The organism is Halalkalibacter kiskunsagensis, from assembly GCF_037027555.1.
In the GTDB taxonomy this organism is placed as follows: Bacteria; Bacillota; Bacilli; order Bacillales; family Bacillaceae_D; genus Halalkalibacter; species Halalkalibacter kiskunsagensis.
Window position 1 is genome coordinate 84,258 of sequence record NZ_JAXBLX010000011.1, and the last position, 14,672, is coordinate 98,929.

A 14,672-nucleotide genomic window follows, 5' to 3' on the forward strand; every position below is an offset into this window, starting at 1 on the left:
ATTCTTTATATTATAACCGCTCAAATGAGGATTTCCCAAAAAGAAGGTTGAGAAGTGCAAATCCACTTCTCAACAGCCCCCCTTATTTCTCGTTCCACTCAAGCATATTTGTTTCACTAATTGGCTTTGATGCATCCTTAGGAATTCGGAATGTTTTTATTTCTGATGGTTTAAAGGTCGTTTCAATCACTCGATTCCATTTTGGCAATGTAATCTTACAAGTTGTACTATCATTCGTCGTTTCATAAGCACGAATAATAATATCATCATTATCTTCAGCTATCTTCATAACATTTACAATTACGTTATCAGCATCGACATCGATAAAGGTGTCTTTTTGAGGGAGCTCACCTTTGTGATACGTTTCAATAATGGTGACCGGTTTTTGGTTCAATTCTGCTGCCTTCTTTACTGTATTTGCCGTTTCCCAATTCCCTTCATGAGGAAGCATAGAGTAAGTAAACGTTTGAATGCCTTGGTCAATAAATGTATAATGTTCTGACTCTACTGGCTCTTTTGGATCATGATGAGCATAAATTGGACTACGAAGAACAGTGATGCTCATTTCCTTATTATGAATATCAAAGCTATACTTTGCATCATTTAATAGACTTAACCCATACATTTCTCCTGTTGATGGGTGCGTTCCTGAAATATCAATCCAACTTTGTCCAGGCTCTTCCTCTCCATTACATTCACGCACGATAGAACCATAAGGAATCTCATATGTTCCTTTTCTAAAGATTAGATTAACAGGGAATTTTAATTTCAACACTTTGAACTGTTCTTGCCAATTCACTGTTACATGTACGTCGATTTGGTTTAATTCTTTGTACATTATAAAATCCTGTACAATGGTTGATTTTCCATATTCACTAGTAACACGAATTACAGACTTTACAGGCCCATGCTCAACTCGTTGAACGGATATTGCTTTGAATTCTCCAACTACATCTGTATATTGAAGGACATTATGAGACCATGTGTCGCTTTTATCATCTATGACAACAGGTCTTGCAGCCGGTCCATCTAATAATTCCAAATTTTTATTCTTGTCATAAAGACTCGTAACAAAGCCTGTACTCGGATCAATTTCAACACGATACGTATCATTTTCTAAAGTTGTATCATCGGCTTTAATCGTTGCAAACGTTTTATCTGACGCTTGCTTTAGAATTTTATAAACACGATAGCCCATCGCTGGTAGTTGTGCAATAAAGCTGACACGGTATCGACCTCCTGCTGTCGCATGAGACTGAACTGTTTGTAGCGCAACTTGATTTCCCGCTTCATCAACAAGGATATCGCTCTCTTTTAAGCCGCCAACTTCAAGTTCGACATTGACTTTGCTTTCCCAAGAATGTGGATTGAAGACAACAATCGGTTTCATTCCTTCTTCTTCTTCAATATCAATTCTCCAAGAGAGCGACTGAACTGCATAGTTCAACCCTCTGCTTGCAATCGACATAGCTTCTCCATGCATATCACGAGCATCATCGTAAGCTTCCTCGAGGGATGTTCCGGCTAGAATATCATGAAATTGGTTAAAAAGAACATTTTTCCAAGCACGATCATATTCACTAAGTGGATATTTTTGTTTTGTTGTCCAGTTTGCTATAGCAGAGAATTTTTCTGCTTTTAATAAGGCATTTTCTGCTTCACGATTCCATTTTTTAATACCAGAATGCACTGAATAACAACCACTCGCGTGATGTTGAAGATCATCGTGCACAACAGGGAACGGCAAACCTTTCTCGATCATCTCATCGAAAAAGCGATTCGGAGTGCTGAATACTAGCTTTGGAAAATCTGGATCTTCATTTAAGCGTTTGATACTTTCAATGTTTTCTTTCGTCGGTCCTCCCCCATGGTTACCAACACCATAAAAACACATCAAATCGTCAAATGGAGATTTTAATTCTCCAGCATTTCGGCGAACATGCTTTTCAAGACTTTTGCCCCATGTGCAATATTCAAAAGGAATCCGATAACCGAGAACGCGAGAACCATCATCCGATTCCCACCAAAAGATTCTGCCTGGCAGACCTTTTTCTTGTGGGTTTGGTCTCATCATCACATAATAATCCAACCCACTTTTCTTTAGTATTTGTGGAAGCATGCCGTGGTGGCCAAAACTGTCGACATTGTAACCTACTTTTGCCGTTACCCCAAACTTATCTTTAAAATAATGTTGCCCGTATAACCCTTGACGAACAAAAGATTCACCACTAGGGATATTACAATCTGGCTGAATCCACCACCCCCCAACTATTTCCCAACGACCTTCTTCAATGCATTGTTTTATTTCTTCAAACATCTCAGGTTCATTATTTTCAATCCATTCATAATTGGCTGCAGAAGAGTTGGTAAAGACGAAATCAGGATATTCCTTCATGCGATCAAGCGCTGAGCGAAATGTAGCCTTCGTTTCTTGGAAACCTTCTTGCCATTGCCATAACCATACCGGATCGAGATGAGCATTTCCAATCATATGCAATGTTTTTTCTTTTGTTTTTAATGATTTTGTCTTTTTTTCAATTATTGTTTCATTCATGATTAAATCCTCCTAAAGTTTGTTACTAATTGTTATCACTGCTTCTGCATGCTGACCGAACTTTCGATTCCCAACCGTTAAGTCAACAGCTATTCGCTCTCTTTTTTCTGTCAACCCAAAAGGAACTGTTACCTGAAATAGAACAGATATTGTTCCATTTCCTTCAACGATTTCAGTACATTTACAATTTTTTTGGATCCATCCATCAGGGACGATTAATTCAACCTGAATATTCTGTTCAGTCGAAAACGGATTCTTAACTTGAACAGTGAATGTCGTTGTTTCACCACTTTTAACTATAGTTTGATATGGCATAATTTTAGCACCAAAACCCTCAGCTCCAAAATCAACCTCTTCTAAAGGCAACAAGTCCCTATGAAGCTTCTCAAGCTCTTGTCCAATTTGAGAGATATGCACTAAATAATGATCAGTTATCTCAATTGGTTCACAATGCCCAGCAATAAGCAAGTCAGGCCTTATTTGTTTATAAAGAGCAGCACTGTCTTGATAATCCATCATTCTAAACCCATTATGGTAAACATAATTAAAATGATCTCCTTCGTACTGATCACCAATCGCAAGTACTTTCTTACCATCTACTTCAAATTCTATTGCGACAGCATAATAAGTGTGACCCGACTGCTCATGGAGTGTAAATTGATATTCTTCCCATTGAAACGTCTGTTTCAACGGAAGAATCCGGTCAACAGCTATGCTGTCATACCATAAACATGGCAAATTATAAGACTTTGGATTTTCTAGTACGTCCGAAAAGTTTTCAGGACACCAGATCTCTGTCCCTTCTATTTCCTTTAATAAATTAAAGCCAGCTACATGATCATCGTGATAATGAGTAGGTAGAGCAACATCAATTTTCTCCACACCGTACTGTTCTTTCAACGATTTAATCGTATACAACCAAGGCCTGCGTGATGAACGGTCAAACCCCGCTCCTGTACCAGCAATAAAATCATAGCCAAAATCAATTAATAAAGCCTTATTGTTAGCCGATAGCAATACATAGGCATTTGAACAACTTGTTCGATTTTTTAATAAATGTGGTGTAATCTCTTCATAAGGCTTACTTCTTAGTTGAAACAGCCTAGGATTCTGTTTTCTTAATTTCACAAGTTTTGATAATCGCTCAATTACAGAATCAATGGCACTAGCCGGCTCATCTATTATTTCCCCATGCGAAGGCAGAAGAAGTTCCGTCTTTTTCTCTTTTACATCTAAGAGAGACAAAATCGTAAAAGGTAGTCCTTCCCCACCGTTATAAGACCATTGAGTTGCAGCCAATGACCACACTTTCCCAGGTCCAGCTAGTAAATCTCCTGTAAAAACAACTCGTTTCCCACTTATTTCTGTCAAAAAGCTGACAGAACCAGTTGTGTGCCCAGGTGTTGGGATCACTTCAAACTGAAGGTCCCCAAATGTATACGTTTTATAATCTATTAACGTCCCCTCCACGAAAACAGACTGAAGGAGCGAGAAACGATCCTGTCTCATATTATAATTGTTATCAAGCTCTCGCGATTGCCAATATCGATCGACTTCAGCAAATAAATCTTTTTCTGCAGCCGGTACCCATATTGGAATGTCCTTTTCATTGGCGCGTTTTAACCCTTGTCCTTGGTCACGATGATGATGGGTCATTAAAATAGCCGCGACATGCCTAACTCCTATCGAATGAAGTTCATCTAAGACATCACCAGATCCAAAATCTATTAAGACAGCATTCTGTCCATTCTTGACAACGTAAACATGACATGTATCTTCATATAAATATAGATTGTCTAGTACCTGCTTCATTTCTTCTCCTTCCCGGTAGAATTTACATAACTAGAGTGGATTAATAAGATTTCTTTTCTCCCCATTGGTTTTCTTCATTAAATATATGAATCGTACCTTGTTGAACAGCATTTTCTGCAAAAATATACATAGCCGTAGACCAGGATTGTCCTCCGTATCCCATTGGGCGACCAGATAATCCATGAAACCATTCGTTAAATTCCCATTCCTGCCTTTTGCCTAATCGATTCATTTCAGCCAGCTTTTCGAGTTGCTTCTTAGCTTCCTCCACTCTTCCTGTTTGAACTAGCGCAGCAACATAAAAGCCGCCAATAAATGGCCACGCCCCACCATTATGGTAATGATGTGGTTGATTTAAATTGCGAACGCGATAATAATCTTGCCAGTCTTTTTCACCTGGACGAATAACAGGGTAAAGGGCTTGCACAGGGAACGGATCGTTCAAGCCACATCCATCAATATAATCAAGGATTTTATTAGCTTTTACCTTGTCTGCAACACCAAATACTATAGCCATTAAATTGCCCAATGTATCAAAGCGATCCGCATAATCTCGAAAACCCATGTATGGCAAATAGAAAGGGCGTTCAACAAGTTCCGTTTCCACTCGTTTCAATGGATATAACCATTCTTTCCGTTCATTCGTAACCCACTCATAATCATTAGGTTCTTCAGGTCCGACCCAAAGAAGGACATTTAGTTTCTGGTGAACATCTCTTGCTTGATTGGCATAATATTGGGATTCACGTTCAAGTTCTGTTGCCATGAAAGCCATACACTTCCAAGCTGCATAATAAAGAACATTGTCAAAAAGCACATTATAACGATTTGCAAACAGATCTGCCCAATCCATCGCTTCATGAACTTCTAACAGGCCACACTCATTTGAATCCTGATATCTTAACCACAGGAGTGCCTTTTCTAAACTTGGCCACGCTTCAGTTAAAAAAACTTTGTCTTTCGATACCATATAGTTATAATAATGGCCAATAATATACCAAAGGTTCCCGTCAACACATCCTGCATGAATGGAGTCTTCTAGAGCCATTCCTTCTTTTCCGTTCACTTCAAGCTTTCCTCCATGAGCGATAAGGGCTGGATCATCAACATTTGTAAACCCTACATTATGAGGGATTTTTCCTAATTCAGATTGAAACGCTCTCAACGTCTCAAGAGAACGTCTATGGATCGCTTTTCCTTCTGGATCATTCGTTAATAGCAAACCAAGTCCGCAAATCATGCTATCTCTTGCCCATACTTGTTGGTAAGCCTGATTAGATCCTAATAATCCGAGCTCGCCTCCATTTCCAATTAATCTTTTTTCTGCATGGAGTCTCGCTTCAGTTGTCAAACGTTCCATATGTGACAGCCTACTCATAAACCTCTTCCTTCCGTACTTCTGCTTTCTTTCTTGCGTAGTCAATTAGTGGTTGGACAACCGTTCCAGCAAATCTCATTGGATGTTGTTCAATCTCATTCACATTTTCTACTAACCAATTAAGTGGACCTTTAACATCCTTATTATTTTCAACTGCCCTCAAAACAGCAATCGATCTTCTGCCAGCCCACGCCCAGCTCTCCATTAATTGAATCCATGGGATAAGTTCATTTCTTAACTTATAATTACCCATCCGAAATTTAAGTTGGTAACCCGCTTCATCAAGACTATCAAAATATTGGTAGAGTTCTTGGACAGCATAACTAGTTGTTGCTTTTTCCCCTTCGTATAGGGAATCCATTGTAGCTTTAGTTAGAAGATCTAATGTTTTTGCTTCATTGTGTCCAAGGCAGGAATAAAGAGAGTTTTCTGCGAAACGTTTCAAATCATCAACGTAATCTTCTCCTCCAATTTTCAAAAGAGCTTTCTCCCACGATGCCCATGGTTGATAATTTATAGGATCGAAAAAGTAATCAGCAAATGTCAGTAACGATATTTTTGAAGCCTCAACCTGGCTCATCGTATTCACAACAAACCCTTTGCTACTTTTATACAAGGATGCATCCCTACCCGTAATCGGAGAGATATGCATCTCACCCGTCATCGCTAAATCATTAACCGGATAATTATCCCAAATTATAGGCTTTCGATTAACTGCATTAGCGAACTCTTCTGCATCCAGTTGACTAATCGTAGGTGTCGTTATATCCGCCCCTGTATAAAAAATATCAATATCTGGATGCAACCCATTTCCGATTTCATATATATAAGAACTAAATGGAGGCGTTCCGTGATAGTCGGTTGGACAAAGCATTAAATGACATGATTCATCTAACGTTTTTAGCCAATCATAAAGTTTGTTACAAAGCTCAACATGAGCATGAGCATAACTACGAAAAGCCCTTTTTTCTTCCTCGTGTAGAAATTCAGACTTTATATCATCAAGAGTAATGGCGAAGGTACGAACACCTAAATCATAGAACGCCTGAAATTTCGTTTGAATATACGAAAAATCTTCCTCCGACGCATAATTGATCGAAACACCAGAACCAATCGAATAACAGAAATCAACTCCAACTTCTTTGGCTATCGCAATTGTTTCTGAAAATTGCTTCATAATAAAATCAGGGTACGGCTCACGCCAGCGTGCTCGATGCTGTCGGTCGTTCTTTGGTCCATAAATATAAAAGTTATAACCCTGTTCTCCAATAAATCTGATTAAATCGTTACGTTCTGGCGTAGTATAAAAAACACCATAAAATCCCTCGATCACTCCACGAATTTCGAATGGAGACTTATTCATGAGGTATCCCTCCTTTTTGACCGTCTAGAAGAAAACAATGAAATTCAGAGTCTTCATCAAGTACGTCTAGTAATTCATCAATCAATTCAACAAGACGTATTCTAAAATCTTGCATCGTTGACCACCACTCTTGATCCCAATGAGAATTTTTCACCTTACCCTTTAGATCCCGCAGTCAAGTTCATTCCTTCGATGAAATAACGTTGGAAAATAAAGAAAAGTATAATAACTGGTAATAAAACCATGATTGAACCGGCCATCAAGAAGTTCCATTGAGTTTGCACCTGTCCTTTAAACACCTGCAAACCAAGCTGTAACGTATATAAAGACTCATCATTCAGATATAGCAATGGTCCAAGGAAGTCATTCCATGATCCATTAAACGTAAAGATAGCAACCGTCGCAATCGCAGGCTTAGAAAGAGGTACAATAATTCGTAGCCAAATATAAAAGTGACTAGCCCCATCAATCTTTGCTGCTTCTAATAATTCATTGGGAATCGTTAAGTAAAACTGTCTTAATAAAAATATAAAGAACGCTCCCCCAAAGAATTGAGGAATAATTAATGGTAGGTACGTATTTAACCAACCTAACTTAGCAAACATGACATATTGTGGGATTAACGTCACAAAACCAGGGAGCATCATTGTCGCTAAAAGAATTGCAAACCAGACATTTCTTCCCTTAAACTTAATTTTGGCAAATCCATAAGCAATAAAAGAATTAGAAAGAGTATTCGCAAATACGGCAAAGAAAGTTAGAAATAAAGTATTCAATGTATAACGCCAAAAAGGAGCTGCTTTGAACGTTTCTATATAATTTCCTAAATGCCATTCACTCGGCCAAAAAGTCGGTGGATACACCATGATTTCTTGCATACTTTTTACAGAAGTTGCAAACATCCACCACATAGGAGATAAAAGCAAGATGCTACCCGTAGCAAGAATGGTAAAGACAATGATATTTGTTATACGCCTTTTGACCTTTACACTTTCAAAGTAATTTTTTTTAACTCCGACTACACTCACTTACGGTCCCCTCCTTCATAATGTACCCACTTCTTAGCAAACACTAAGTTCCCTAAGGTCAATACAAACACAATAAAGAATAATACCCACGACATCGCCATGGCATAACCCATGTCAAAGCTTACAAAAGCCTTGTTCCACATATGGAGATTAAAGAATAATAGGGAATTCGCAGGTCCCCCTTGTCCATTCTCTGTCATAACATAAGCTTCTTGGAATACTTGAAAACCACCAATTGTACTCGTAACAATATCAAAGAAAATGATTGGCGTGACCATTGGAAGTGTAATATGAAAAAATTTACGTACTGAAGTTGCTCCATCAAGGTCAGCAGCCTCATACAATGACTTAGGAACGCCTTGCATACTCGCAAGATATAATAGCATCGATCCGCCTACCTTCCAGAGACTCATGAAAATGAGTGCTGGTTTAGACCAGTTCGGATCAAACAACCACGCAGGTCCACTTATTCCAATCCACGAAAGCATGGTATTTATTAAACCTGAGTTTGGACTTAGTAATTGCATCCAGAGGAAGTACACACCTACACCAGATAGAACTGCAGGTAGGTAATAAATCGTTCTAAAAACTCGCATCCCCGGAATACCTTGATTTAATAAGGTAGAAAGAATTACAGCTCCGATTGTAGTTAAAGGTACAGATATGGCTACAAAGTAAAGTGTATTCCATAAAGAAATCCAAAACAGTTCATCTCTAGTAAACATACGGATATAATTACTAAGTCCCACAAAATCCATTCTAGAAGTGACATCATAGTTAGTAAAACTACCATACAATGAAAACAAAAGAGGACCCGCAGTAACAAATACTAGTCCAATTAACCAAGGGAAAATGAACACATAACCATAAATCCCTTCTTTTTGCTCTAATGACAAGCGCTTTTTATTTTTCGGCAATTTTAGGTTCGGTTTATTAGAAGTCTCGGTCTGCTTTTGCACGAAGCTCAACCTCCTTAAATTTTAAATAATCAGGGAGCGAATACTCACTCCCTGATCTTGTCAAAACCTACTACTTACTTATTATCTTCCACTAATCTCTCAACAGCCGCTTGTGCATCATCTAATGCTTCTTGCGGTGTTTTATCACCAAGGAAAATTCGATCTAACTCTGGATTGACGAGACTCATAAAATCTGGTGCTTCTAGCGGCATCGGGGTTAAAATAGTATGATCCATATTATCAACCGCTGCCCCATAAACTAACTGTCCATCTTCATTTAGCTCTGGATTAACTGCAGCATTATTAGCACCTTCGATGTTAGCTACATTTTCAAAGTTCATGATTGCCCAGTATTCTTGAGCTTCTGGTCCAGTTAGATATTTGATAAATTCAAATGATGCTTCTGGATGCTCTGCACCAAATGGAACTTCTGCTACGAAACCGCCGCCCCATGATGCATGACCATTACCTGCTCCAAATTCAGGAAGTGGAACAACTCCGAAATTCAGATCAGATGCATAAGCCTCAATTTCAGCATAGTGTGTTGAATTATTAACGATCATGCCAACTTTTCCATTAAGGAATGGATTTGATTGTTGATTCCCAAACTCTGCTTGGAAAGCATTAATCACAGTTAAGCCATAATGGTCTTCATACTCTTTTACCCATTCAAGAGCTTCAACTGCTTTAGGTACATTAATCACCGGTTCACCAGTTTCAAAATCCCACATACCGTGCCCTGTTGCATTTAACATATAAAGGTCGGCACCAGCACCGTAACGTGGCAAGAAACCAATTCGATCATATGTGTTTCCGTTCTTTATATCCATTTTCATTGCATACTCTTTTAATTCATCCCAAGTTGTTGGTGGTTGTTCTGGATCAAGACCAACTTCTTCAAAAATATCTTTGTTATAAAATAAAACTCGCGTATCAGTATTAAACGGTACTGCGTAAGGTTCACCTTCATGAACAACCCCATTCCATAATTCAGGGTAGTAATTATCACTAAAACCCGGCTCGACAAACTCTGCTAGATTCGTAACTTGATTTCTTTCAGCACGCTGTCTAACCGCATTATTTTCATTAATCAAAACATCTGGCGGATTCCCAGCAGCTATAGATGCTAAACTCTTTGTCCAAATGTCTCCCCACGGTAAGAATGTGTGTTTCACCTGAATTCCATCTTGTGAATTGTTGAAGTCCTCGATGATTTTTTCGATTATTGGACGACGTGTTTCCGATCCCCAAAACGTCCAGAAGTCCAATTCGATTACTTCACCAGAACTTACATTTTCTTCTGAATCTGAACCTGTGTCTGAATTAGTTTCGCTACTAGCATCTTCTCCACCAGAACAAGCAGCTAACAGACTTCCAAGAAAAAGTGCTAACATCAAGAACATTAGTAAAGATTTTTTTACGCCCATTTCCTTTCCCCCTCAACAAAAATAATTTCATTTTTACAAAACCAACAAAAACCACAATTCTCTTAAACTACTTCTCAATACCGTTATAATCTTTTAAGAACCTTAACAACAACCCTTTGATTATGTAAATTACCAACCTTCCAAATGTGAGATCGTTAAGGTTATTTGTGGTTTTGTGTTGCTTGTAAGTACATTATTGACTGAATGCGCTTTCAATGTCAACATTTTTTTGAAAATTCCTCATCTTTTTTATATAAAAAAAAGATAGGAGCATTCTCCTATCTTTTTTTATGTCAATTTAAGTTTTTTCATCGCATAATGATTCGATTTACACATCATTAAAGCTGGTAGACTTCCAACAAACAAGAACCCAAATCCTGTTATAAAAACAAACGCCAATATAGTCAACAATACTCCAATTAATACCATAATTGTAATGATTGGCTGCTTCAGTGCAACCATTAGCCCAAAGAACAAAGTTTTATGTACAGAAAAACCAAAATTCAAATATAGTGGGACACTATAAATCATCGTTACACAATACAATATACTGGTAACAAGCAGTGCATAATGAACAGTTAAAAAGAAGGGTCCATCTAATTCGCCATTATTTACAAGCTGTAAATTTAAAAATAAGAAAAAGCCAATTATGATAAAAGTTAACCCATAAAGGTAGCTTTTCCAAAATAACCCTTTGAACTGTTTCCAGAAAGTAGGGAATATATCAATTTCCTCGTCTTCTTTAAACCATTTGTTAGCTACTGCTAAGAGTGCGAACGTACTCGGAATAATTGTAATAACCGGCAAACAAAATAAAATCCAAACTAGATTTACATATACAAGCTTCCACACCCACTCCATAATAAACCAAATACCTTTTTTATACATGCTTAACTCTCCTAGACTACAATGTTATAAGTTAGTTTAACCTTGTATGAAAGCTCTTTCAAGCATTTTATGATAATGTTATTGTGGAGGAAGTACCCAAATAAGCAAAACTCACAAAAGAATTACTTCAAGATAGATTACTTTTTATGTACTTTGGAGGTTGTAATAAAAATGATTACATTACTAGCGAAGCAGAGCATTGATCCATTATATGAAGGACATTTCGCTTCACATAAAACATTCAAATATATTACGGAATTACATATCCACGACTTTTATGAACTATTTCTTATTACGGAAGGAAGTATTTTTCATATTATTAATGGAGAAAAGATCCTTTTAACTGCAGGGCATCTTGTATTTATTCGTCCAGATGATCAACACTATTTTGTACAAAATGCAAAAAATACATTTCAATTGTTAAATCTAGCTATTCTAAAACAAACAGTTAAAGAGCTTTTAAAATATCTTGGACTAGGCTTTGCGTCAGGCCGGTTACTTGATCAACCAGAACCGCCACAAGTCCTGCTTACAAAAAAAGAAATTGATTACATTTCATACAAGTTTCAATTATTAATGATCATCCCTCCTAATCAGAGTGACAGAATAAGGACGGAAATTCGTTCACTATTGGCTGACCTACTTATCCGGCATTTTTCCATTCCTCACAAGCAAAAGAAGAACGAGCATAATTTACCTAGCTGGCTCATTAAATTAGAAAACGAGATGCAAAAACCCGATTCCTTCATAACAGGCCTAAAAAAATTATACGAATGTACGCATAAAAGTCCTGAACACATTAGCCGTACAATAAAAAAATATTATGGAAAAACTCCAACTCAATGGATAAATGATTTCCGTTTAGAATATGCAGCAAATCTTTTAATTTACTCTGATAAAACGATTGTTATAATTTGTTTTGATTCTGGCTTTGAAAATGTAAGCTACTTCTATCAACTTTTTAAGAGGAAGTTCACTATCTCTCCCGCCCTTTATCGGAAACGACATCAGAGATTATTCATTTTAAACTAACCTAGTGTAGAAAACGAAAGGGTCTATATATTAGAATACTGACCCTTCGAATTTTCACTCCCTAACTCTAAGAACCTTCAACAAACTTTATACTAGAAAACTTTTATCATTTTTAATTTCCTATTCTACTTTTTCTAAGATTACTCTCTCGCCTTTTCCCTCTATCATTCTTGAACCAAAATATTCCCTTTAGAAGAATACGAATAAATCAATAAAGTACAAAAGTGATCAAATAATAATAAGACGATCAATGAAAGTACATATAAAGTTTCTTATAAAGCTCTATTTAATAGGGAAAATGAATTATTGATCACTCTAAAAAACGAATAAAAATTCAATATGAGGTGATTTGTTATGAAAGTAGCTTTCCATACAGCTAATTATTTTGCTCGAGCTTCTCATTATCAAACGACAATTGCGGATTGGGGTGCAGCAGAACGTCGAGTCATTGAACAGTTCAGCCTCGCTGAATTTGATCAAATTTGTTCAGATATATCTGCAGCGGGCTTCTCCAATATAGAGCTGTGGATGGGACACGCTTTTCCTAAATTCATGACCGCGTATTTAGCAAAAGAGCTTAAGTCGATTGTAGAGAAACACCACTTGGACATAATTGGTTATTCTTGTTCATTAGGAGACCCTATACGATTTCCAAAGTGGACCCGACTTTGCTTTGAAACTTGTCAAATGCTTGGAATTGAAATGATTACAAGTGGAATTACCAAAGAAACAGCACCTGTTATTTATAGCTATTGTCGTGAATACGGGATAAAAGTGGCGGTCGAAAATCATCCTGAGAAACACCCTGAAGAAATCAGAAAAGTAATTGGCGACTATGGAGATATGTTAGGCGCTGGAGTTGATACTGGCTGGTTTGGAACGCAAGGTTTCCCGGCACATGAAGCATTGCGTCAACTAAAAGGCCATCTTTTCCATGTACATTTAAAAGATGTTAAGGAAGTAGGTGAACATAATACTGTGGAGCTCAACAAGGGTGTAGTCAATATTGTAGAATGTTTAAGTGTTTTAGAGCAAATTGACTACAAGGGGATCATTTCGATTGAAAATGAAGCGGCTGACCGTGACCCGACGAATGAATGTATAGCTAGTCTTAATCTTGTAACCAGTATCGTAACAAACTAGGATAACCGAGCTCATAAATTATAGTAGAATAGGAGTGATTTCAATGGTTCGTATAGCTGTTGTCGGTACAGGCTGGCATGGACAAGGACATTTAAACACGATGAAAGAAATGGCCCTCATCGAAATTGTCGGGATTTGTGATGTAAACCAAGAAATGTTAACAAAAGCCGCAAATAAATTTAATGTACCTGCATTCAAAAATTATATTCAGATGTTAGAGGAAACAAAGCCCGAAGGAGTCGTCATTGTAACACCTCCCAAAGCTAGAGTAGAGCTAGTACGAGACGCTGCCATTCGTGGTATTCATTGTTTCATTGAAAAACCACCCGCCAAAAGTATAGATATGGCAAAACAGATTAGTGAAATTCTAAATGAAACGAAAGTAATAAATAGCGTAGGCTTTATGTTTCGTTATTCTAAAGCTGTCGCCAAGTGCCGGGAAGTATTAAGCGGACGGGATGTCAGTATCATTCGTAGTGCCATGCTTGACGGAATTGCCCTACGCGAAAATTGGCCTGGCTGGTTCTTTATCAAAGACATTTCAGGTGGCCCAATCTTTGATCAAGCTATACATATCTTTGATCTTTCTCGTTATCTAGTTGGAGACGTAGCACAAGTCACTGGATTTCAAGGTAATCAAGTAAAGCAGCAGTCTGATACCTTTACCATTGAAGATAGCTTCAGCCTAGCATTACGTTATCAAGATGGCGGCCCCTTACAAACACACAATCACTCCTGGGTATATCCAGGATTCATGTGCCAGTTAGAATTTATTTCTGATTCGATGCACCTTACACTAGACATACACAAAGGAAGTATCAGCGGCCATGTCGATGAAGAAGCGATCTCCTATCAAGCAGAGGATTCCCTATATGAACAGGAGCTTGAAGCGTTTGCAAGAGCCATTTTGAATAACCAACCAGAACTGGTCTTATCTACATACGATGATAGCCTTAAATCTCTAAATGTTACAATAGCGATGCTCGAAGCGTTAGAAACTGGAACAGTAGCTAATGTACCAACTACTTAGAATTCGTTTTTACACATCAAAAGAGGTGTCCTAAGGTACAAACCTTAAAGACACCTCT

12 protein-coding genes are annotated in these 14,672 nt (G+C 37.7%); 3 read left to right on the forward strand and 9 right to left on the reverse strand.

Translation table 11 applies throughout. From position 1 onward, the window contains the following. Nucleotides 1–82: 82 nt before the first annotated feature. From SLH51_RS08435 to SLH51_RS08475, 9 genes are all read right to left on the reverse strand, one after another. On the reverse strand, nt 83–2,554 hold the full coding sequence (locus SLH51_RS08435) for an alpha-mannosidase (RefSeq protein ID WP_335960636.1): 2,472 nt from the start codon (nt 2,552–2,554) through the stop codon (nt 83–85). A gap of 12 nt (nt 2,555–2,566) precedes the next feature. Continuing rightward, nucleotides 2,567–4,366, reverse strand: a complete 1,800-nt coding sequence (locus SLH51_RS08440) for an MBL fold metallo-hydrolase (RefSeq protein ID WP_335960637.1) — start codon at nt 4,364–4,366, stop codon at nt 2,567–2,569. Nucleotides 4,367–4,406: 40 nt separating this feature from the next. After that, nucleotides 4,407–5,744: an amylo-alpha-1,6-glucosidase gene (locus tag SLH51_RS08445; RefSeq protein ID WP_335960639.1), complete on the reverse strand. Its 1,338-nt coding sequence runs from the start codon at nt 5,742–5,744 to the stop codon at nt 4,407–4,409. Next, a complete protein-coding gene (locus tag SLH51_RS08450) occupies nt 5,737–7,107 on the reverse strand; it encodes a protein O-GlcNAcase (RefSeq protein ID WP_335960641.1) in 1,371 nt (456 codons plus the stop codon). The genes SLH51_RS08445 and SLH51_RS08450 overlap by 8 nt, the downstream gene beginning before the upstream one ends. Further along, a complete protein-coding gene (locus SLH51_RS08455; RefSeq protein ID WP_335960642.1) occupies nt 7,100–7,222 on the reverse strand; it encodes a hypothetical protein in 123 nt (40 codons plus the stop codon). Before SLH51_RS08455 ends, SLH51_RS08450 begins: the two co-directional genes overlap by 8 nt. A 40-nt stretch (nt 7,223–7,262) precedes the next feature. Next, nucleotides 7,263–8,135, reverse strand: a complete 873-nt coding sequence (locus SLH51_RS08460; protein ID WP_335960643.1) for a carbohydrate ABC transporter permease — start codon at nt 8,133–8,135, stop codon at nt 7,263–7,265. Then, nucleotides 8,132–9,094: a carbohydrate ABC transporter permease gene (locus tag SLH51_RS08465; protein ID WP_335960644.1), complete on the reverse strand. Its 963-nt coding sequence runs from the start codon at nt 9,092–9,094 to the stop codon at nt 8,132–8,134. The genes SLH51_RS08460 and SLH51_RS08465 overlap by 4 nt, the downstream gene beginning before the upstream one ends. Nucleotides 9,095–9,168: 74 nt before the next feature. Beyond that, on the reverse strand, nt 9,169–10,521 hold the full coding sequence (locus SLH51_RS08470; protein WP_335960645.1) for an ABC transporter substrate-binding protein: 1,353 nt from the start codon (nt 10,519–10,521) through the stop codon (nt 9,169–9,171). A gap of 288 nt (nt 10,522–10,809) precedes the next feature. Further along, nucleotides 10,810–11,409: a YesL family protein gene (locus SLH51_RS08475; RefSeq protein ID WP_335960647.1), complete on the reverse strand. Its 600-nt coding sequence runs from the start codon at nt 11,407–11,409 to the stop codon at nt 10,810–10,812. 171 nt (nt 11,410–11,580) lie between these two features. On the opposite strand from SLH51_RS08475, the gene SLH51_RS08480 reads away from it, so the two are divergent. The 3 genes from SLH51_RS08480 (at nt 11,581) to SLH51_RS08490 (ending at nt 14,614) form a co-directional block, all read left to right on the forward strand. Beyond that, a complete protein-coding gene (locus SLH51_RS08480; RefSeq protein WP_335960649.1) occupies nt 11,581–12,441 on the forward strand; it encodes a helix-turn-helix domain-containing protein in 861 nt (286 codons plus the stop codon). 354 nt (nt 12,442–12,795) lie between these two features. Beyond that, nucleotides 12,796–13,584, forward strand: a complete 789-nt coding sequence (locus SLH51_RS08485; protein ID WP_335960650.1) for a sugar phosphate isomerase/epimerase family protein — start codon at nt 12,796–12,798, stop codon at nt 13,582–13,584. A gap of 43 nt (nt 13,585–13,627) precedes the next feature. Beyond that, nucleotides 13,628–14,614 carry a Gfo/Idh/MocA family protein gene (locus SLH51_RS08490; protein WP_335960652.1) on the forward strand — a complete coding sequence of 329 codons (987 nt, stop codon included), beginning with the start codon at nt 13,628–13,630 and terminating at the stop codon, nt 14,612–14,614. The last annotated feature ends 58 nt before the right edge of the window (nt 14,615–14,672 follow it).

Bases quoted from the DNA above. Each gene is read 5' to 3' on its own strand.
- SLH51_RS08435 (WP_335960636.1), bottom strand. From the start codon at position 2,554: ATGAATGAAACAATAATTGAAAAAAAGACAAAATCATTAAAAACAAAA.
- SLH51_RS08440 (WP_335960637.1), bottom strand. From the start codon at position 4,366: ATGAAGCAGGTACTAGACAATCTATATTTATATGAAGATACATGTCAT.
- SLH51_RS08445 (WP_335960639.1), bottom strand. From the start codon at position 5,744: ATGAGTAGGCTGTCACATATGGAACGTTTGACAACTGAAGCGAGACTC.
- SLH51_RS08450 (WP_335960641.1), bottom strand. From the start codon at position 7,107: ATGAATAAGTCTCCATTCGAAATTCGTGGAGTGATCGAGGGATTTTAT.
- SLH51_RS08455 (WP_335960642.1), bottom strand. From the start codon at position 7,222: ATGCAAGATTTTAGAATACGTCTTGTTGAATTGATTGATGAATTACTA.
- SLH51_RS08470 (WP_335960645.1), bottom strand. From the start codon at position 10,521: ATGGGCGTAAAAAAATCTTTACTAATGTTCTTGATGTTAGCACTTTTT.
- SLH51_RS08475 (WP_335960647.1), bottom strand. From the start codon at position 11,409: ATGTATAAAAAAGGTATTTGGTTTATTATGGAGTGGGTGTGGAAGCTT.
- SLH51_RS08480 (WP_335960649.1), top strand. From the start codon at position 11,581: ATGATTACATTACTAGCGAAGCAGAGCATTGATCCATTATATGAAGGA.
- SLH51_RS08485 (WP_335960650.1), top strand. From the start codon at position 12,796: ATGAAAGTAGCTTTCCATACAGCTAATTATTTTGCTCGAGCTTCTCAT.
- SLH51_RS08490 (WP_335960652.1), top strand. From the start codon at position 13,628: ATGGTTCGTATAGCTGTTGTCGGTACAGGCTGGCATGGACAAGGACAT.